General features: G+C 68.7%; 20 protein-coding genes. 11 read left to right on the top strand and 9 right to left on the bottom strand.

Going from position 1 to position 19,342, the window contains the following annotated elements; genetic code table 11:
* The first annotated feature begins 176 nt into the window (after positions 1-176).
* From ACIQZO_RS29885 to ACIQZO_RS29865, 5 genes are read left to right on the top strand one after another with little or no spacing between them, the layout of a single operon-like run.
* Positions 177-896, top strand: a complete 720-nt coding sequence (locus ACIQZO_RS29885) for a TnsA-like heteromeric transposase endonuclease subunit (RefSeq protein ID WP_403631883.1) — start codon at positions 177-179, stop codon at positions 894-896.
* Positions 893-3,025 (top strand): helix-turn-helix domain-containing protein, encoded by a 2,133-nt coding sequence (locus tag ACIQZO_RS29880; RefSeq protein WP_403631880.1) that lies wholly within the window; start codon positions 893-895, stop codon positions 3,023-3,025. The genes ACIQZO_RS29885 and ACIQZO_RS29880 overlap by 4 nt, the downstream gene beginning before the upstream one ends.
* Positions 3,022-4,137 (top strand): AAA family ATPase, encoded by a 1,116-nt coding sequence (locus ACIQZO_RS29875; RefSeq protein WP_403631877.1) that lies wholly within the window; start codon positions 3,022-3,024, stop codon positions 4,135-4,137. The genes ACIQZO_RS29880 and ACIQZO_RS29875 overlap by 4 nt, the downstream gene beginning before the upstream one ends.
* Positions 4,134-6,860 (top strand): TniQ family protein, encoded by a 2,727-nt coding sequence (locus tag ACIQZO_RS29870; protein ID WP_403631874.1) that lies wholly within the window; start codon positions 4,134-4,136, stop codon positions 6,858-6,860. Before ACIQZO_RS29875 ends, ACIQZO_RS29870 begins: the two co-directional genes overlap by 4 nt.
* Positions 6,820-7,155 carry a hypothetical protein gene (locus tag ACIQZO_RS29865; RefSeq protein ID WP_403631872.1) on the top strand — a complete coding sequence of 112 codons (336 nt, stop codon included), beginning with the start codon at positions 6,820-6,822 and terminating at the stop codon, positions 7,153-7,155. The genes ACIQZO_RS29870 and ACIQZO_RS29865 overlap by 41 nt, the downstream gene beginning before the upstream one ends.
* Before the next feature lie 355 nt (positions 7,156-7,510).
* Here ACIQZO_RS29865 and ACIQZO_RS29860 read toward each other — a convergent pair whose 3' ends face one another.
* Positions 7,511-7,867 carry a hypothetical protein gene (locus ACIQZO_RS29860; RefSeq protein WP_403631870.1) on the bottom strand — a complete coding sequence of 119 codons (357 nt, stop codon included), beginning with the start codon at positions 7,865-7,867 and terminating at the stop codon, positions 7,511-7,513.
* A 68-nt stretch (positions 7,868-7,935) separates the two neighbouring features.
* On the opposite strand from ACIQZO_RS29860, the gene ACIQZO_RS29855 reads away from it, so the two are divergent.
* From ACIQZO_RS29855 to ACIQZO_RS29845, 3 genes are all read left to right on the top strand, one after another.
* Entirely contained in the window at positions 7,936-8,250 is a 315-nt protein-coding gene (locus ACIQZO_RS29855) for a hypothetical protein (RefSeq protein WP_403631867.1), read from the top strand.
* A gap of 78 nt (positions 8,251-8,328) precedes the next feature.
* Positions 8,329-8,709: a hypothetical protein gene (locus tag ACIQZO_RS29850; RefSeq protein ID WP_403631864.1), complete on the top strand. Its 381-nt coding sequence runs from the start codon at positions 8,329-8,331 to the stop codon at positions 8,707-8,709.
* Between the two features lie 158 nt (positions 8,710-8,867).
* Positions 8,868-10,253, top strand: a complete 1,386-nt coding sequence (locus ACIQZO_RS29845; protein ID WP_403631861.1) for a serine hydrolase domain-containing protein — start codon at positions 8,868-8,870, stop codon at positions 10,251-10,253.
* A gap of 15 nt (positions 10,254-10,268) precedes the next feature.
* Here the strand turns inward: ACIQZO_RS29845 and ACIQZO_RS29840 are convergent, their stop codons facing one another.
* From ACIQZO_RS29840 to ACIQZO_RS29830, 3 genes are read right to left on the bottom strand one after another with little or no spacing between them, the layout of a single operon-like run.
* Positions 10,269-11,438 carry a winged helix DNA-binding domain-containing protein gene (locus tag ACIQZO_RS29840; protein WP_403631859.1) on the bottom strand — a complete coding sequence of 390 codons (1,170 nt, stop codon included), beginning with the start codon at positions 11,436-11,438 and terminating at the stop codon, positions 10,269-10,271.
* Positions 11,439-11,495: 57 nt separating this feature from the next.
* The gene (locus tag ACIQZO_RS29835) at positions 11,496-11,957 is read right to left on the bottom strand and encodes a GNAT family N-acetyltransferase (RefSeq protein WP_403631856.1); all 462 of its coding nucleotides are present in this window, start codon (positions 11,955-11,957) and stop codon (positions 11,496-11,498) included.
* Positions 11,958-11,972: 15 nt separating this feature from the next.
* A complete protein-coding gene (locus ACIQZO_RS29830) occupies positions 11,973-12,866 on the bottom strand; it encodes a GNAT family N-acetyltransferase (RefSeq protein ID WP_403631853.1) in 894 nt (297 codons plus the stop codon).
* Positions 12,867-13,034: 168 nt separating this feature from the next.
* On the opposite strand from ACIQZO_RS29830, the gene ACIQZO_RS29825 reads away from it, so the two are divergent.
* Together ACIQZO_RS29825 and ACIQZO_RS29820 are read left to right on the top strand one after the other, a co-directional pair.
* Positions 13,035-13,685 carry an HAD family hydrolase gene (locus ACIQZO_RS29825; RefSeq protein WP_403631850.1) on the top strand — a complete coding sequence of 217 codons (651 nt, stop codon included), beginning with the start codon at positions 13,035-13,037 and terminating at the stop codon, positions 13,683-13,685.
* Between the two features lie 120 nt (positions 13,686-13,805).
* Positions 13,806-15,014 (top strand): globin domain-containing protein, encoded by a 1,209-nt coding sequence (locus ACIQZO_RS29820; protein WP_403632181.1) that lies wholly within the window; start codon positions 13,806-13,808, stop codon positions 15,012-15,014.
* Between the two features lie 34 nt (positions 15,015-15,048).
* Here the strand turns inward: ACIQZO_RS29820 and ACIQZO_RS29815 are convergent, their stop codons facing one another.
* From ACIQZO_RS29815 to ACIQZO_RS29795, 5 genes are all read right to left on the bottom strand, one after another.
* Entirely contained in the window at positions 15,049-15,528 is a 480-nt protein-coding gene (locus ACIQZO_RS29815; protein ID WP_403631847.1) for an NUDIX domain-containing protein, read from the bottom strand.
* Positions 15,529-15,589: 61 nt separating this feature from the next.
* Positions 15,590-16,495 carry a LysR family transcriptional regulator gene (locus ACIQZO_RS29810; protein ID WP_403631844.1) on the bottom strand — a complete coding sequence of 302 codons (906 nt, stop codon included), beginning with the start codon at positions 16,493-16,495 and terminating at the stop codon, positions 15,590-15,592.
* 208 nt (positions 16,496-16,703) lie between these two features.
* On the bottom strand, positions 16,704-17,879 hold the full coding sequence (locus tag ACIQZO_RS29805; protein WP_403631841.1) for a cystathionine gamma-lyase: 1,176 nt from the start codon (positions 17,877-17,879) through the stop codon (positions 16,704-16,706).
* Entirely contained in the window at positions 17,876-18,367 is a 492-nt protein-coding gene (locus ACIQZO_RS29800; RefSeq protein WP_403631838.1) for a low molecular weight protein-tyrosine-phosphatase, read from the bottom strand. The genes ACIQZO_RS29805 and ACIQZO_RS29800 overlap by 4 nt, the downstream gene beginning before the upstream one ends.
* 11 nt (positions 18,368-18,378) lie before the next feature.
* On the bottom strand, positions 18,379-18,759 hold the full coding sequence (locus tag ACIQZO_RS29795; protein ID WP_403631835.1) for a phage holin family protein: 381 nt from the start codon (positions 18,757-18,759) through the stop codon (positions 18,379-18,381).
* 89 nt (positions 18,760-18,848) lie between these two features.
* Between ACIQZO_RS29795 and ACIQZO_RS29790 the strand changes: the two genes are divergently transcribed.
* Complete coding sequence (locus ACIQZO_RS29790; RefSeq protein ID WP_403631833.1) at positions 18,849-19,166, top strand: cupin domain-containing protein; 318 nt, start codon at positions 18,849-18,851, stop codon at positions 19,164-19,166.
* Positions 19,167-19,342: the final 176 nt, after the last annotated feature.

The raw sequence follows: 19,342 nt of genomic DNA, 5'->3' as shown, positions 1-19,342 counted from the left end.
AAATCCGCGCCATATTCTCAGAGCTGACTGCATATCGGTGGCATATATGGCGTAGTGCTGAGAATCGCAGTTCAGCGGACTCACTCTTTTGGGTGGCGAGAGCCGATCGTGCCCTCCCTCTTGACTAGGGGCGGGCATCGTGGCTGTTCGGGCCGTCACCTGGGATGGGGTACGCCGTGGATAGTCTCGCCGTAGCAGTCAGTGTTCGCTTCCAAGACGGCAAGAGCGTCGAGGACTTGTCCTGGGCGGATACGTCCGTCGACTTGCTGGGTTCGGCGGCTCCATGGCGAACGTTCCGTTGGTACCGAGAGCAGAAGCACTACTCCGGGACCTACTGGTCGGCGACGACGCGGGACCACGTGATCTACGAGTCACGGCTGGAGCTGACGAAGGTTCTCTTCGCAGACTTCGATCCGTCCGTACACGGCATCGTGGCCCAGCCGTTTCTGATGAGGACCGTGGTGGCAGGGAAGGACCGCAAGCACATCCCGGACTATCTGCTGATCACCGAGCCGGGGCCCGTGGTGGTGGACGTCAAGCCGCGCCGACGGTTAGCCAGGCCTGAGGTGGCGTTCACCTTCGACTGGACGCGGCAGGCGGTGGAGTCTCGGGGATGGCAATACGAGGTCTGGAGCGAGCCGCCGGAGGCAGAACTGGAGAACATCCGCTTCCTTACCGGCTACCGGCGGGACTGGCTGTTCTGTTCCAAGGTTCTCGACGAACTTCGCCAAGCTGACCTTGACGGTGTCCTGTTGGGCGACGTGGTTCGGTGGCTGCCCACTCGGCCTGAGCCCTACGTCCGGGCTGCGGTCCATCACCTGATTTGGACTCATGATCTTCGCGCGGACCTCAGCCGGCCGCTCAGTTCTTCAACTGTGTTGAGGCGGGCAGCGTGAGCGGGGCCGGAGCCCGAGTGGGGGTCGGTACACGATTCCGCTACGACGGGGAGACCGTCGAGGTAGTGGAGATGGCCGCGACGACGGCGGGCAATGAGGTGGTTCTCAAGGACGGCCAAGGGCGGCTTCTGCGGTTGTCCTTGAAGGAACTCGTGTTCTCCGACCGGGCGGTCGTGATTCCCGATCAGCCCGGTCCGGCGGCTGATGACGACGGGGAAATCGCCTCGGTGGTGTTGGACCAGCTGAAGGAAGACGAGCGGCACCAGGTCCTTGAGCGGGCTGAGCATGTCCGCGAGTTGCTGACGGGTTTCCGTTCTGGAAGTACGGAGCTGGCGCGCGAGGGAGAGCCCCGCCGTGAGTATGCGCCCGGCGGGTTGGTGGAACCCAAATACGCTGCGAAGGCGCTGGAACTGGGGGTTCATGTCCGCACCGTCAAGCAGTGGGTTGCGGACTTTCGGAGGCATGGCGAGGCCGGACTGGTACCGAAGAAGAAACAGTCCAGTGGTGCGGCGGCAGGTACCGATGAGCGGTGGGTGGAGACGGCGCTTGAGGTGATGGTCGAGCACACCGGCGAGTCGAAGCCCTCTCGCAAGATGGTCATCGAGCGCACCCGAGCACGCCTCATTGCCCGTCATGGCTCCGATGCAGTCCGCCTGCCGAGCCAGGCGACGGCTTACCGGATTCTGGCTGAGCTGGAGCGGAGGCATCCGCTGTTCCGGCTGAGTACGAAACGGAACCGGGATATCGCGGAGCGTCCGCGGGGTCCGTACGGGAAGCTGCGGCCGACGCGGCCGGGTGAGTATCTGCTGATGGACACCACGCGGCTGGACGTGTTCGCGTTCGATCCGCTGACACTGCAGTGGGTGCAGGCCGAGCTGACGGTTGCGATGGACTGGTACACCCGCTGCATCACCGGGATTCGGCTCACACCGGTCTCGACGAAGGCGGCGGACGTCAGCGCGGTGCTCTACCAGTCGTTCCGTCCCCGGCCGGCGGGGCGGGACTGGCCGCGGCATGCGGTCTGGCCCGAGCACGGAATCCCACGCACCGTGCTGGTCGACGTCGTTGCGGCCGTCGGGCCGGGGCTGGCGTCGCCGCCGTTGGTGCCAGAGACGCTGGTGGTCGATCACGGCAAGGTCTATGTCTCGGAGCATCTGACCAGCGTCTGCCGCCGGATGGGTATCTCGATTCAGCCGGCGAGGCTGCGGACGGGACGGGACAAAGGGCCGGTTGAGCGCTTTTTCCGCACCCTGCGCGAGGGCCTGCTGCAGGCTCTGCCCGGCTACAAGGGACCCGACATCCACTCCCGCGGAGAGAACCCGGAAGGCGATGCTTTCTTCTTCCTCGACGAGTTGGAGGCGATGATCCGGGAGTGGACCGCGGCGGTCTATCACTGCCGGCCGCACTCCAGCCTGGTCGATCCGGGTCTGCCCGGACTGCGGATGTCGCCCGCGGCGATGTTCGAGCACGGCATGGCACGGGCCGGCTGGATCGAGGTTCCCCGGGACCGGGACCTCGCTTTTGAGTTCCTGCACACGAAGTGGCGCACGATCCAGCACTACGGAGTTGAGATCGGCCGCCGCCGCTACAGCGGTCCGGGCCTGCCCGAGGTAGGCATCCGCAGCCCGTATGACGGTCCGGTGAAGAACGGCTGGCCGTTCCAGGTGGATCCGGATGATGTCACCCGGATCTACTTCCGCGACCCTGATACCCGTGCCTGGCACACCCTGAACTGGGAACACGCGCCGTCAGCGCGGATGCCGCTGAGCGAGGAGGCACTCGCCTTCGCCCGGAAGCTGGCGGCCGCGAAATACCGATACCCCGACGACCGGCTCGCCGTCGCCGACCTGCTGGAGCGCTGGAACCTCGGCCTGGGCACCACGCTCGCCGAACGGCGCATGGCGCTGCGTATCTCGCGCGAGCAGGTATCCATCGAGCTGCCGGAGAGCGACGACATGGACACGGTCGTCTCACTTCCGTCCGTACGCAAAGCCCTGGGCCGGTCCGAGGACTCGGCGGAAACCGAAGTACGGGAGCCGACGGCGGAGATGGGCGATGACGACGCGGCCGACCTGGAGGACCTCGATGACACAGACGATTTCTACGCGGATGCCCTGGAGGATGCGTGAGCACGACCGCGCCGAGTCGGAGCAACCTGGCGCTGTCACGGAAGGAGGACCTCAAGACGTTCGCCCAGGACCCGCGTCGCCGTCAGCCCGATGCGCTGACCCGGGCACAGCTGGAGGCCCTGAGCGATGAGGCGAGCGTCGAGCACAACCTGCGGCGGCGAGAATGGCATGCGAACATCGGCCCAATCAAGACGCCTCAACTGATCGAGTTACACGAAGACTTGTGGGACATCGTTGACAGCAATCTGCAGGACGGCGACAAGGCCAAGGGGGCCATCGCGGTCGACGCCTTCCCTGGCCTGGGCAAGACCACCTCGGTGTTGGCGTTCGCCCGGGAGTTCCACCGCAGAGAGATCGCTGAACAGGGCGAGTTCACCGCCCAGGGCCACGAGCGACTCCCGGTCTGCCGGGTTGGACTGACCGGGAATACCGGCATGAAAGACCTTAACCGGGCCATCCTCGAATTCTTCGGTCATCCGGGTCGCAACCGTGGAACCACCGCCCAACTCGGCCAGCGAGCTCTGGACTGTGTTTTGTCCTGCGAGGTCCGCCTCCTGGCCCTGGACGACCTGCACTTCCTGAAATGGAATCAGCGCAACGGAATCGAAGTCAGCAACCATTTGAAGTGGATCGCCAACGAGTTCCCCGTGACGCTGCTGATGATCGGTGTTGGACTCGCGGGCAAGGGGCTGTTCAGCGAGGGCGGCAGCAGGGGGGAAGCGGTGCTGGCCCAGACCGGGCGCCGCACCACCCGATTGGGGATGCGGCCCTTCACGATCGAGTCCGAGGCCGGGCGCAGGGAATGGCGGCAGATGCTGCTGGCCCTCGAACAACGACTGGTCCTGGCCGACAAGTACCCCGGCATGCTTGCCGATGACCTCTCGGACTACTTCTTCGCCCGCAGCACCGGTCACATCGGGTCGCTGATGACGCTGATCAATCGTGGCTGCCAACGGGCCGTTCGCACTGGAACCGAGCGTCTGGACCGCGATCTGCTCGACAGCGTGAAGAACGACGAGGCATCCGAGGCGGCCCGCAGGGAACTCGAAGCTGCCCTGGAGAAGCGGCGCCTGACCAGCCGCCCACGATCAGGTCGCAGCAAGGCCGCATGAATACAGCCGTGCGGAGCCTGCCGATCCGACTGCTGCCTCTCCCGGGCGAGGCCCTCGACTCCTGGCTGGAGGCGATGGCTCGGCGGATGGACACCACGCTCGGCGATGTGTTGTGGCACCTCGGCTTCCCGGTCCGGGAACGGGCGGGGAACCAGCTTCGAGGCATCCCACCGGACTGGACGATCTCCTTCGATGAGCGGCGGACCGCAGCCGTCGCGCACGCGACAGGCGTGGACCCGCAGGTGGTCACCGCCCTGACTCTGGCCCACTACGACGGAAAAGCTCTGCAGCTGGCCGAGGGCCGCCGCAACGTGTCACGGCATGCCCTATGGGGCCGTGGCCGGGGATCCCGGTTCTGCCCGGAGTGCCTGCGATCCAGCGAAGGCCGCTGGCAGTTGTCCTGGCGGCTGGGCTTTGCTTTCGCCTGCACCCGCCACTGCCGACTGCTGGCGGACTGGTGCCCGCACTGCAGCCGGATCCCCCGGCAACGGCCCCGTTCGGGACGGGTCGTTCCTCGCCTGGAACTCTGCGGCAACCCGCCGATCCGCCCAGACAGACCGGTCTCCGCAGGCTGCGGGGCCGATCTCACCCAAACCTCGACGCTTCTGCTGCCGGTGGATCATCCTGTTCTCACGGCGCAGGACCGCGTGATGGACATCATCGACACGGGAAGCGCCTCCTTCGGCCCCTACGAGGCGGCCCCGCAAGCGGCACAGGCCGTGCTCGCCGACATCCGGGCCCTGGGCATCCGGACCCTGGCCGACCTTCCCGCCCTCGTACTTCGCGAGCAGCTGCCTGCCGACATCGTCACAGCACACCTCGCCACCGATCCCGTTTCGCCGCACGCCGGAATGGCGGCCGACCGCACAGGGTTCGCGGCCCCGTCCCGGGCCGTGGATGTCGCCGTCGCGGTCACCACCGCCCTGAACATCCTTGAACGGCCCGGGATCCAACCGGCCGGAGAGGCAATGCGCGGTCTGCTGGAAGTTGTACGCGAAGAGCTCACGCAGGTCTCCGTCACCAGCATCGACGACTGGGGGCAGGGCGTCAGCCCGGTTCTGCAGTCCGTGCATCTGGCCGCTCTGGCCCCGGGCCTCCGCCCCAGCGGGCACCTGCGCTACCGCACCCCGACAACCACTCCCCGCCGGCCGACTCTGACCGCCCAGGACATCGAGCAGCGGTCCAGGAAGATCCCCTCCATGTTCTGGCCGGCATGGACAGTACGGCTCACACCGCCTGACGGGATCCACGCACGGACCCTGGCCCCGGTCCTCGCCGCTTTGCTGCTGATCCCCGACGGCAGCGTTCCTCTGGGCCGGGCCGCGGAACTGCTCGGCAACGTCACCGATGGCACCGAAGCCTCACGTCTCCTGCAGGAACTCGACGATCTTCCCCAGTGGCCGGACATCGCCACCGTGCTGATCCGGCTCGCCGACCACATCGACGCCGGCGACGTGCCCATCGACTACCAGCGGCGCCGTCTCCTGGACTACAGCCAACTGCTGCCACATGAGCGATGGTTGGATATTTGCCGCCGCACCGGAGCCTTGCCCGGGACCGGACGGCGTGAACGTATCGCCCGCGGCTGGCTCTTCCAGCGTCTCAGCGGACTCCCCGCGGAGTCCGCCCCCGACGACCAAGGAGGGCTCGACGAAGCGGCCTTCCGGGCGGCAGCGATGCTGGCATCCGCGCTGCACACGCCCGAACTCACACACGCCCTCCACCAGGAAGGCCTGGTCTTCCTGGCATCGCACCATATCCACGACGAACCCGTGACCTGGCAGCCCGCAGCAGCCCTGGCGGACGGACTAGTCCTGCCCGGCCCCGACCCAGCACACATCGACATCGCCCGCCTGCATCAGCTCGTCCGGCAGCGAAAACACCCCGCCCAGCACGTCGCTCAGATCCTCGGCACGAACATCGACGCCATCCGGCACGTCCTCGACGAACACCCCGCCCCCGCACCCCCACTGACGCGCAACGTGGCCAGAGCCACCGGCCGCATCCGCCAGCAAGCCCGAGAAAGCCTCCCGAAAGAGCACTTCACCCAGCTCTACCTCAACGAGCACCGTTCGCTCCAGCAGATCGCCACCCTCACCGGCTTCTCCCGCCAACTCCTGACCCGCCTCGCGCGGGAGTACGGCATCCCCGTCCGTGACGGTCCTCAGGACTACACGCGCCGCGGCACCGTCGAACGGGACTGGCTGATCGAGGAGTACGTCCACCGGCGTCGGACCCTGCCCGATCTCGCCCGCGAGAAGGGCATGAGCACCGCGAACATGGCCCGATGGGCGCACGCCCACAAGATCCCCCTCCGGCCCCGCGGCGGCGGTAGCCACGACACTGCACTCCGCGTGACCGAGAAGAGAGCCGAGACCCCAGCCCTCCTACGGAAGGCCCTCACCAGCCCCTATGCCTGGCAACGCATTGAACGTTTCCTGGCTGCCTCCGGCTATCCCACGATCTGTGAGGCCGCACGGGCCCTCGGCATCAACCAGCCGACGTTGGTGATCCAGATCAACCGGCTGGAAAAGGACCTGGGACAGCTTCTGATTGAGCGCGCCGAACGAGGCAGAGCCATGAAGCTGACCGCCTTCGGGAAGAAGGTCGCCGCCGCAGCCAGGAATATCCAGGGACAGGCCAGTGGCAGGGCACTACAGTCCGAGGTAGAAGAGGGGGACGATGGCGCTGAACAAGAAGGGGTCCCGCCGCATAGCCGTTGACGGGATCGAGTACCGCTGGCGAATCCGCAGGAAGCCCTCCTACATGCAGGGACTCTGCTGGACACCCATGACCTACGCGGTCGAGGCCGCCAACGTCGACCAGCCGGGCACGACCTTGATCGTCACCAGCGGCCAGGCCCATCCCAGTAACTGGTTGGGTGTCGAGACTGAGCCCATTCGGCCAGCTCACGTTGCTGCGAGCATTCGGGAAGCGCGGAGCCAAGGCTGGGATCCGATGCTGGCCGGTGCTCCGTTCTCGCTCGACCGATCCGCGGGATTCATCCCCCAGCCATGAGAGACAGTGGAGAGGCGCGGCGGACCCCGGATGAGCTGCCTCAGAGGCTCCAGACCTGGTTCGACGAGCACGAGGAACGCTTGCGATCGTGCGGAATCACGGGTGGCGTCCAGCGATCGCCTGAGGACGGCCGAACCAAGACCAGCACCTGGGTGACGCTAGAAACGGATGACCAAGTCGCCGTGCTCATCGTCTGGAGCAGCGGTGAAGCGGAACTTGAGTGCGGGGACGTGCCAACAGATCGGGTTCGTCGACAGCATCGTGATCTCCGCACGAGGATCTTCTCGACGCCATCGAGACCATCCGCGAGTGGATCCAGACGAGGGGCGAAGCAACTACCGGATGGGTGACCTGATCAGCCGAGTTGCGGAGCCTCTCCGGTTTCGAACTGCGAGCCGATGTTGTTCCACATGAAAGCGTCCCGCCAGTCCCCCCTGCCAGCAGCCCAGTCGAGCATTGCCGTCAGGACCTTCTCCTGAGAGACGGTCCGCGTCTGATAGTGCTCGGCTGCCACGCCGTCCCGGAATTCGAGTTGGTACGTGTTGTCGTCGCGCAGCAACACCTGGACATACCAGCTGCCTTCCAGGCCCTCCTCCACGCGCTCCAGCACCAGATGCGCGTTACCGCGTTGGAGGTTGGCCAGCATCCTGCCTATCGCCGGCTTCGAGGGCCTCTTCACCACGCGCCCAGCCTCATCAGTTGCAATCAGCATGGCGTGATCCTCCAACATGGCTCTGACATTGCTCCGCCGAGCAGACAGCACGCAGTCATCATGGGCTGGTGACGACATGGATGCGCTGCTACTGGGACGAGGAAGACCTCTGGTTCTACTTCGAGGTCGACGCCGAAGGCTGGGTGACCCGGCAGATCGAGCTCGAAAGGCCGGAGCTGACCCCGATCGCAGCCGCCTCCGTCGTCGAATGGCAACAGGCCTCCGACACAGGCCGCCTCGACGAGTACGACAGCAGGTTTGGGATCACAGCAGAACTGCCCGTCTCTGAGTGGGAAGGCCATAATCCGGAGCATCTGACTTCTGACGAGTTCGAGGAGGTCTGGGACTCCGCCCGCCAGCAGATCACAGCCCGGCCGTCGTGATCGCTCGCTGGGGGCGGATAGTCACTTGCCGCACTCGATCTGCCTCCTTGATCATGAAGTCTCGATCGAGGAGGCTTCGTGGGATTGTGTCTGTTTCCTGGGGACGATGACCTCACCAGCCCGGACATCAGCTGGTCCTACTCGGGTTTCAGCGCCTTTCGCCAGCGCTTGGCGCAGGCTGAGGGGTTCGCACTGCCGGACATGTGGGGCTTTGGCGGGGACCGGGACTGGAGCGAGATCTCATCGACGCTTGAGCCCCTAATCGATCATCCCGACGATGCCGGCGATCTATCCGCCGCCGACTGCGCCAGGGTCCTGCCCAGGCTGGCCGAGATCATCACGGAGTGGGAAGCTGAGGAAAGCGACCCCGCTCTCTCGCGGCACATCGAGGACGCCCGACAGCTCGTGATCGTATTGAAGGTCTGCGTCGACTCCAACGTCGAACTGATCTTTGGGTGACCTTGAAGGGAACCCGGATGCAGGCACAGGGATCCGGGATGGCTGCGAGGAAATGACACGGCCGTGAGACAGAACCCAGGCCAACCCACGTGAGAGACCGCCAAGACCTGCAGGTCACAGCGTCGCGATATGACACCGAAAGCGAGATCCTACAGATCATGGACGATCTTGCTGAGGACCTGGAACTGCTCCCTGCCACCCGGCGTGCGCTGAGGCACCGGATCGCCGTCGCGCAGAGCGAGGGGCGGGCGCCGTCCGTGGTGGCGGCCGTCCTGCGGGGCGGTGAGGTGGTCTGGGAGGGTTCCCGGACCTCGGTCGAGGGGCACGGTCCGGACGGGGACGTCCAGTACCGGATCGGGTCGATCACCAAGACGTTCACGGCGGTTCTCGTGATGAGGCTGCGCGACGAGGGTCTGCTCTCGCTCGCGGACCCGCTGGAGAAGCACCTGCCGGGGACCGGCGCCGGCCGGGTGACCATTGCCCAACTGCTGGCACACACGGGCGGGTTGGCGGCGGAGACGCCCGGCGAGTGGTGGGAGCGCACTCCGGGCGGGCAGCGGCCCGAACTCGCCGACGTGCTGGGCGAGGAGCCGTTCCGGCTCGAGCCGGGAAGCAGGCACCACTACTCCAACCCCGGTTACACCCTGCTCGGTTCACTGGTCGAGGCGGTGCGCGGAAGGTCCTGGGAAGAGGCTCTGCGGACCGAGGTGCTGGAACCCCTGGGCCTGGAGCGCACGAGCGGGCTGCCGCAGGCCCCGCACGCGGGCGGCTGGGCGGTACATCCCTGGGCCGACGTGATGATGCCCGAGCCGCTCGAGGACCTGGGACTCATGGCCGCAGCCGGCCGGCTGTGGTCCACGACGCGGGACCTGGCGCGGTTCGCCGAATTCCTCCTGCGCGGTGACGAGCGGGTCCTGTGCACCGAGTCCGTACGGGAGATGCGCACGGCGGCCGCGCCCCCGGAGCCCGGCCTCGACGAGCTGGGATACGGGCTGGGCATGCAGCTGATGCTCGTCGGCGCACGCAGGCTCGTGGGGCACAGCGGATCGCTGCCCGGCTTCGTCGCGGGTCTGTGGCTGAGCGAGGCCGACGACGTGGCGGCGGTGGTGCTGGCGAACTGCACCTCGGGCCTGCCGGCCTCGACGGTTGCCGCTGACCTCGTGGGGATCGTGGCCGACGCCGAGCCGCGTTTCCCCCGGCCCTGGCGGCCGTTCCTGGAGTCGGACCAGGTGCCGCTGGAGCTGTGCGGCCCCTGGTACTGGGGCACTTCGGCCCAGGTGGTGCGCCTGCGGGCCGACGGAGCGCTGGAACTGGGACCGGTGGGCGCCACCGGGCGCACGGCTCGCTTCCGGGCCGAGCCGGACGGCACCTGGACCGGTCTCTCCGGCTACTACGCCGGAGAGACGCTGCGTGCGGTGCGCCGTGAGGACGGTTCGGTGAGCCATCTGGACCTCGCGTCCTTCGTGTTCACCCGGGAGCCCTACGACGCCGACGCCCCGGTGCCCGGCGGGGTGGACCCGCAGGGCTGGCGGGGCATCGGCTGACCGCCCGGAGCCGGTTCAGGCGACGAGTTCGCGCTCCAGAGGAGTGCGGAAGCGAGGGGTGACGCGGGCATCGCCCACCCATGAGGCGAGCCGGGCGGCCTCGGCGGTGATCGCCTGCTCGGCGGCGCGCCCGGGGCCGGACAGCAGCCGCCAGACGATCTCGCCGTCGGAGCGCTGCGCCCAGCCGCCGACGATCTCGCCGTTCCACCACACGGTAGGGCCGATATTGCCGGCGTAGTCGAACAGGGCGCTCCGGTGGGCGGGGTCGAGATGGAAACCGCGGTCGGCCCAGCCCATGCCGGTGGGGTCGAGGCCGGGCAGCAGTGCGGCCCACGGCTCCGGGGCCGGTTCGGGCGCGCTGTCCCCGGGGCTGACGAGGGCGGTGCTGCCGTCCTCCAGACGGACCTGGTCGGGGCCCACGGCGGCGAGGGCCTTGCGGACGTCCGTGAGGGTCCAGCCGGTCCACCACTTGAGGTCGGTCTCGGTGGCGGGGCCGTACGCGCGCAGCCAGCGGCGGGCGATCTCCGTACGGGCCTCGGCGACGGGTACGGCGGGCCAGGCCTCGGTGTGGACCCAGCGGTACTGGCTGGAGGTCCACGATCCGCGCGGTCGGTCGCGGCGGATCCGGCCGTCGGCGGCGAGCAGCCGGATGACCCGGGTCGCGACGCCCTGCTCGGTCTCGTACTTCTTGCCGCGACTGATGGTGATCTTTTGCCGCAACGCGGGCACGGCCGCGGACAGCTGGCTGCCGGTGGAGGGACCGTGGGTGTCGAGGGTGTCGAGCGCGGCGGTCTCGGCCCGGGCCAGCCACTCGGCGTCGAGTCCCTGGCCGTCCTCGTCGAGGTGCTTGAGGAGGGTGCGGCGTTCCTTCGTGGCGATGGCACGGGCGGTGGAGGAGTCGACGTGCGGGGCGAGTTCGGCGGAGACCGCGAAGAGCGTATGGCGCATGCTGAGCAGGCGCACGAGGCTTACGTCCTCGTAGAGAGCCCGCTCGATCAGGTCCGGGCCGCCCCCGGTGAGCCGGGCCCGGGCCGAGAGGAAGACCGTCGCGGCGTCCGTGGCGTGCAGGGCCACGACGGAGTCCGCGGCCTCCGCGACCGACGCGGCACGGGCCGACGGGGCGAGGCGGTGGCGCTTGCCGAGCCGGTGGCGTCGCTCGGCGGTGGTGACGAGGGGGAGGCTCATCCTCCCGATCGTAGGCCGGGCCGCCGACACGGCGGCCCGGCTTGCCGGAACGACCGGTCAGAGCTGGAGCTTGAACCCCACGTGCGAGGCGGTGAACCCGAGCCGCTCGTAGAGGCGGTGGGCGTCGGTGCGGGTCGCGTCCGAAGTCAGCTGTACGAGCGTGCAGTTCTCGGTACGGGACTTCTCGACGGCCCATTCGATGAACCGGGTGCCCAGGCCGCTGCCGCGCTCGTCCGCGTGCACGCGGACGCCCTCGATGATCGAACGGGTGGCTCCCTTACGGGAGAGCCCCGGGACGACGGTCAACTGGAGCGTGCCCACGACGCGGTCGTCGCGGACGGCGACGACCAGGTGCTGGTTCGGGTCGTCGGTGAGCCGCTTCAGGGCCGTGAGGTACGGGGAGAGATCGTCCGGGGACTCGCGCGTGGCGCCGAGCGGGTCGTCGGCCAGCATGGCCACGATGGCGGGTACGTCGGCCGCGGTGGCGGGCCGGATCGTCAGCTCGGGGGTGTCGGTCACGATGGCGTGTTCCTCTCAGCCGGCGGCCACGGTGAGCGGCGCCCACCGGCGGGTCCAGTCGCCGGGCAAGCCGGGGATGTCTCGGGTCATGACGGCGTTGAAGGCCACGGAGGCCAGTCCGCGGTCCTTGAGCCACGTGACGAGTTCCTCGTGCCGTACGTCGACGTCGGTGCGCAGCACCCGGTCGGTACCCCGGGCGAGCGCGGAGACCAGTGACTGGGCCGTGGCGGTGTCATGGGCGATCAGCGGCCCGATGACCTGGGTGTCCAGATTGGGCCAGGACGCCGCGTAGCCCGTGAGGGAGCCGTTTCCGGAAGGGTCCTCGGCGACGATCAGCCGGTCGGCGAAGGCGGGAAGCCGGGTGATCAGGTGCGTGCGGTCGGTGCCGAAGACCTCCGCGTCCAGGCGCAGGATGCGCGGGAGGTCCTCGGCGTTGGCCGGGCGGACCCGTGCGGTGCCGTACGCGCCGGGGGTGCCTTCGTGCCGGAAGGCACCCATCAGCATCTCGGCGCGCCCCGTCGTCTCGAAGCCGAGTTCCTCGTAGAGAGGGCGCCCGTACGGGGTGGCGTGCAGGGTGAGGGGGACGCCCTTGAGTACGTCGTTGCAGACGTGGGTCATCAGGCGGCGGCCCAGACCCTGACGGGCGAATCGGTCGGCCACGAGGACCATCCCGATGGCGGCGAGCTCCGGGCCGGCGGGTGCGGTGCCGTACCGGGTGACGACACAGGCGGCCGCGAGCCCCCGGCCGTCCGGGGCATCGACGCCGTAGCCGTTCCCGGCGGCGAGGAGCAGACGCCACTTATGGTCCTCGCGGAGCCATCCGCGATCTTCGGACAGGTCGGCGCAGCGGTGGAGATCGTCCACGGTCAGCGCCCGGATCGGTAGATCGGTGATGTGTGGTGGTGTCACCGGCCCAGACTGGATCATGGACTGGGAGCCGTCCAGAGGATTTGGGGTCGGATGTTCAGGTCGATGTTTCACGTGAAACATCGGACCCCCTCCGGCGCCGCCCGCCGGACGGTGTTTCACGTGAAACACGGTGTTTCACGTGAAACGGACCGACTAGCCTCATGGGCTATGACTCTCCTGCACCTCTTCGACCTGGACGGGACGCTGATGTACGGCTCGGCGGCGCCGGTCGAGATCTCCCGCCAGCTCGGGCTGAGCGCCGAGATCGCCGAGCTGGAACGGGCCTTCGGGGCGCAGAAGATGGGCCCGCACCAGTTCTCGGTCGCCGCTCACACACTGTGGGCCGAGCTGACTCCCGCGCACGTCCGCGCGGCGTTCGACGGGGCACCCTGGCTCACCGGGATCCGGGACGTATGGCAGGAGATCCGGGAGCGCGGGGACTACTGCGCGGTGATCTCCCTGTCGCCGTCCTTCTTCGTGGAGCTGCTCCTGGAGTGGGGCGCGCACGCGGCGCACGGGTCGGTCTTCCCGGAGGTGCCGTTCACCCGGCCCGTGGAGGAGGCCGGGATCCTGACGCCCCAGGGCAAGGTCACGATCGCGGACCGGCTCTGCGCGGAGTTCGGTGTGAGCCGGAGCGACTGCGTTGCCTACGGGGACTCGGTGACCGACGCGATGCTCTTCGATGTGGTGCCGGTCTCGGTGGCGGTCAATGCGCGGCCTTTCCTGGCCGAGCGAGCGACTCATGTCTACGAGGGTCGGGATCTGCGCGAGGCGTACCAGCTTGTGGGTCTGGCACGCCCGGGAGTTGACGCATCTTAGGAGGAAAGTGGGTTCGAAACGCGGACTTTCCGCGTTTCCCCGCAGGCCTCTGAGTCGGCTGGCACGCTGTGAAGCCCGGAACCACGGATTCACAGGCCGTGGCGTGTGCAGACCGACGAGATGCTCGAAGCGAGGCACCGCATGGACGCTCCGCCCACCAGATCGGCCAGACGCGAAACGGCCCCGATATCCGGCGGGGGCGGCGCGGCCGAGCCCTCACCCGATGCGGTGCTCATCCGCCGGACCCTCGCGGAGATCGCCCCCGTCGCGGACAGGGTGACCTCGTACTTCTACGCACTCGTGTTCACCGGGCACCCTGAAGTGCGCAGCATGTTCCCCGTGGCCATGGACGTCCAGCGCGACCGGCTGCTGAAGGCACTGCTGACCGCCGCAGAGCACATCGACAACCCCGACGTCCTCGTCCCCTACCTGCGCCGACTGGGTACCGGGCACCGCAAGTACGGCACCATGGCCGGTCACTACCCGGCGGTGGGCGAGGCCCTCGTCGGAGCCCTGGCCCGCTACGCGTACAGCAGCTGGGGCCCGGAGACGCAGGCCGCCTGGGTGCGCGCGTACACCGCGATCTCCCAGATCATGATTGACGCGGCGGCGGAGGACGAGGTCAAGGCTCCCGCCTGGTGGCACGCGGAGGTGGTGTCCCACGATCTGCGCACCCCGGACATCGCGGTGCTGACCGTCCGTCCGGACCAGCCCTACGCCTTCCTCGCCGGCCAGTACGCGAGCGTGGAGACCCCCTGGTGGCCGCGGGTATGGCGGCACTATTCCTTCGCCTCGGCACCGCGCGCCGACGGACTGCTGTCGTTCCACGTCAAGGCCGTCCCCGCCGGCTGGGTGTCCAACGCACTGGTCCGTCACGCCCGCCCGGGGGACGTACTGCGCCTGGGACCGCCGGCCGGATCGATGGTGGTGGACCACACCACGGACAACGGCATGCTGTGTCTGGGCGGGGGGACCGGCATCGCGCCGATCAAGGCGCTGATCGAGGACGTGGCCGAACACGGTGAGCGTCGGCCCGTGGAGGTGTTCTTCGGGGCCCGCAGTGACAACGACCTGTACGACAAGGACACCCTGCTGGGACTCCAGCGCTCCCATCCGTGGCTGTCGGTGCGCCCGGTGGTCGGCGACGGACTGGCCGGCCAACTGCCGCAGGCGGTGGGCGAGCACGGCCCGTGGAGCTCGTACGACGCCTTCATCTCGGGTCCGCCCGCGATGATCCGCAACGGAGTGGACGAGCTCCTTCGGATAGGGATTCCCTGCGAGCGGATCCGGCACGACGCGGTCGAGGAGCTGGCGGGCATCGCCGGCTGAGACCGGGCGGCGGACCGCCGGTCCCAGCCCGCTCTCAGCCCAGGTCGGGAGCGTGCATGGCGCGTACACCCTCGATGTTGCCGTCGAGGTAGTGCCGCAGGGACAGCGGGACGAGGTGGACGGCTGCGATGCCCACCCGGCTGAAGGGCACACGGACGATCTCGTACTCGCCCTCGGGCTCGTCGACCTCGGGGCCGTGCCGAAGGTTCGGGTCCATCGATTCGAGGCGGCAGACGAAGAAGTGCTGCACCTTCACGCCGGTCACCCCCCGTTCGGCGATGTGCTCGACGGTGTCGACGAAACAGGGCACCACATCGGTGATCTTCGCACCGAGTTCTTCGTGGACCTCCCGGTGCAGGGCGTCGACGACCGTGGCGTCCGAGGGTTCGACTCCCCCGCCGGGGGTGAGCCAGTACGGGTCGACGCCGGGCCTGGTGCGTTTGATGAGGATCAGGTCGCCACCGTCGAGCAGGATCGCGCGGGCGGTGCGTTTGACCACGGGACGTTCGGTCATGGGAGAAGCGTGGCCCGCCACTCCGCTTCTGAAACGCGCAACGGGCCGAAAAAGAGGTGGCTCACCAGTGCACGGCGGCATCCAGTAGCCGGTCGTGCGCCCGGGCGAGGTGCGCCAGAGCCAGGCTTCCCGTCCGGACGACCAGGAACCAGGTGCGCAGCGGCGGCACCGGGGGCTCCGCCAGCGCGACGATCCGACCGCTGCCCAGGGCCTCCTGGCACAGGTAGCGGGGCAGGACGGCGAGCCCGGCACCGGCCCGGACGCATTCCAGTACGGCCCGCAGGTCGGGCACGACCACGGTGGCGGCCAGGGACCTGGCATCGGGCAGGGCGTCGAAGACGGCGGCCCAGTACCGGGTGACGAGCGGCAGGCTCTCGTGGACCTCGACGAGCGGGATTCCGTCCAGTGCGGCGGGCCCCTCGATGCGCAGCCGGTCCCGGTCGACGAGGGCGGCCCAGTACGGCGCGGCGACCAGGACGTGCTCCTCGTCGCACAGCGCGGTGGCGGAGAAGAGCCCGCCCCGCGGGTGGGCGGTGGTGACGACGAGGTCGTGGTGGCCGGCGGCGAGCCCGTCGAGGGTCGCCTGGGCGCCGGTCTGCGGGGCGGCGCGCAGGGTGTGGCCCTGGCCGACGAGGAGTGCGAGGGCGGGGAGCACACGCAGGCACAGGAACTCGGGGGGACCGGCGACGTGGAGGGTGCGTAACGCGCCGGCGGCCTCCCGCTCGGCCTCGGTGATCCGCAGCAGGGCGTCGAGGTGCGGGGCGGCCTTGTGGGCCAGTTCGTCGCCGACGGCCGTGGGGGTGACGCCACGCGCCCGGCGGTGGAAGAGCGGCCGGCCCAACTGGCGCTCCAAGGTGCGGATCTGCGAGGTCACGGCGGGCTGGGACAGTCCGAGGAGGGCGGCGGCGCGTGTGAACGAGCCGGCCCGGTGGACGGCGACAAAGGTGCGCAGCAGGGTCAGGTCCATCGCTGCACCTCTCGGTGGGGGCCTTCAACTATAAATATGCAGATAGGTCCCTGTCGTTATCGTGATTGGACTCTGACGTAGAGTCAATTAGCCTTGTCGCGTGGTTCTTCGCGCGCGGAACCCGGGGCGGTCCGAGCCACTAGGGGGGAGGCTCGGACCGCTTGCACACGGCTTCCTCGGATGCGACAGGTGAAAGCCGTTGCCCGGCTCAGCCCTCGGCGCCCGCGTGGTCGAGGGCGCGCAGTACGTCCGCCACGAGGTCCTCGGTGTCCTCGGCGCCGGCGGAGAAGCGGATGAAGCCCTCCGGCACGGCGTCGCCGCCCCACCGTCCGCGCCGCTCCGCGGTGGACCGCACTCCGCCGAAGCTCGTGGCGTCCTCGACCAGGTGCAGGGCGGCCATGAAGCGCTCCGCGTGCGCGCGGTCGGGCAGAGTGAAGGAGACCACCGAGCCGAAGCCCCGCATCTGCCGGGCCGCCGTCTTGTGGGAGCGGTTCGTGGCCAGTCCCGGGTAGCGCAGCCCGCTCACGTCGGTGCGATGGGTCAACGCCTCGGCGACGGCCAGTGCGTTGGCCCACTGCCGCTGTGCGCGCAGCTGGATCGTGGCGAGGGATCGGTGGGCGAGCCAGGCCTCCATGGGGCCGGGGATCGCGCCGACGATCTTGCGCCACCGCCGGACGCGGGCGGCGAGCTCCGGATCGCGGCAGACGACGTACCCGAGCAGGACGTCCCCGTGGCCGGTGAGGCCCTTGGTTCCGCTCGCCACCGAGAAGTCCGCCCCCAGCTCCAGGGGCCGCTGCCCGAGCGGGGTGGCCAGGGTGTTGTCGACGGCGACCAGGGTCCCGCCGGCGTGCGCTGCGTCCACGAGGCGGCGTACGTCGCACACGTCGAGCCCGGGGTTGGAAGGGGTCTCGATCCACAGCAGCCGGGCACCGTCGAGGGCAGCCAGCTGGCCGTCGTCACGGGTCGGCGCGGTGCGCACGTGGATCCCGTAGGCCTCCAGCTGCTCCCGCAGCAGGGGCAGCGCCTGGTAGCCGTCGTCGGGCAGGACCACGGTGTCGCCGGTGTGCGCCTGGGAGAGGAGGACGGCGGAGACCGCGGCCATGCCGGAGGCGAAGACGATGGTGTGCACGTCCTCGCCGGGGGCCTCCAGTTCACCGATCGCCCGTTCCAGCAGGGTCCAGGTCGGGTTGGTGTCGCGGCCGTAGGCGTAGGGGCCCTCGACGTCTCCCGGGAGGTGGAAGTGGGCGGCGAAGACCGGTCCGGGCAGTGGCGGCTCGTTCTTGACGGCTTCCGGCAGTCCGGCCCGGACGGCCCGGGTGCCGTCGCCGAACGAGGCCGGGCCGGATGCGGCCGATCCGGCGCCCCGGGGGGTGTAGTCGTTCACGCGGTGTGCTCCTTCACGGCTTCACGTACGGCATCCAGCAGGCCGGGGCTCGCCGCCTCGACCAGCTCCAGGCACTCCTCGAACCCGTCGAGCGGCCCGTAATAGGGATCCGGTACGTCGGTTTCCGCGGCCGTGGCCGCGGGGTCGTAGGACCGCAGCAGCCGCACCTTCGCGGCGTCCTGCGCGGTGGGCGCGAGCGCCCGGAGGTCCCGAAGGTGCTCGGTGTCGAGTGCGATGACGAGGTCCAGGCGGGCGAACCAGGAAGAGCGGAACCGGCGGGCCCGGTGCCCTTGTTCGTAGCCGGCCGCCTCCAGGACGGAGATGGTGCGGGGGTCGGCACCGTCCCCCTCGTGCCAGCCGCCGGTTCCGGCGCTGTCCACCTCGACCAGGGTGCCGAGACCTTCCGCCACCACGTGGGCGCGGAAGACGGACTCGGCCATGGGGGAGCGGCATATGTTGCCCGTGCAGACGAAGCAGACGCGGTACATGGCCGGCCTGTTCAGTTCTTGTCGGGCAGGATCATGTTCACGGCCCACGAGACGATGGAAATGATCAGGCCGCCGAGGATCGCGGTCCAGAAGTTGTCCACGTGGAAGCTGAGGTTCAGCTGAGTGGCCAGCCAGGAGGTCAGCAGCAGCATCAGGGCGTTCACGACGAGGGTGAACAGGCCGAGGGTGAGGACGAACAGCGGCAGCGAGAGCAGTTTCACCACCGGCTTGACGAGCAGGTTGACCAGGCCGAAGACCAGGGCGACCAGGATCAGGGTGAGGGTCCGGCGGCCCATGCTGCTGCCGTCGTCGAGGGTGATTCCGGAAAGCAGCCAGATGGCGACGGCCAGGGCCGCCGCGTTGGCGAGCGTCTTGACTACGAAATTCGTCATGTGTCTGATCGTGGCAGAGAAGATCTCGGTGGGACATCCGCAGATCAGCGGATGCGACGGAACGATCGAGTACAAGGGGCGCAACGACGATGAAAGCCTTCCGGCTTGACGAGCTCGAAGCGGAGCGGGCCGCCAACGACGGCGCCTATCTGCAGTTCCTGCGCGAGCGGAACATGTCGGTCGGGCTGTACGCGCTCGACGCCGGGCAGACCGATCCGCAGCTTCCGCACCGGCAGGACGAGGTGTACTTCGTCGTCAGCGGGCGGGCCTCGATCACGATCGGGGAGGAGACGGAGACGGTGGCGCGCGGCAGCGTCGTCTACGTCCCGGCGGGCGTCCCGCACAAGTTCCACCACATCACCGAGGACCTGAAGGTGATGGTGGTGTTCTCCCCGCCGGAGGGCTGAGCGGCAGGGCGGATGAGGGTCGGGGCTCTGATCCCCCTAAGGGGCGGATCAGGGGACTCCGGCCTCGGTGTTTCACCGTGAATTCCATGAACTGTGACGTTCTGTCACCGCATGCAAAAGGTGCCCCGTGGCCTGCGATGATCCGGCTTGTTGAGGACTGGATCATGAGCGGGCGG

This window comes from Streptomyces sp. NPDC097617, from assembly GCF_044761485.1.
In the GTDB taxonomy this organism is placed as follows: domain Bacteria; phylum Actinomycetota; class Actinomycetes; order Streptomycetales; family Streptomycetaceae; genus Streptomyces.
Note: the sequence above shows the minus strand (reverse complement) of the source record. Positions and strands in the feature narration are given on the sequence as shown.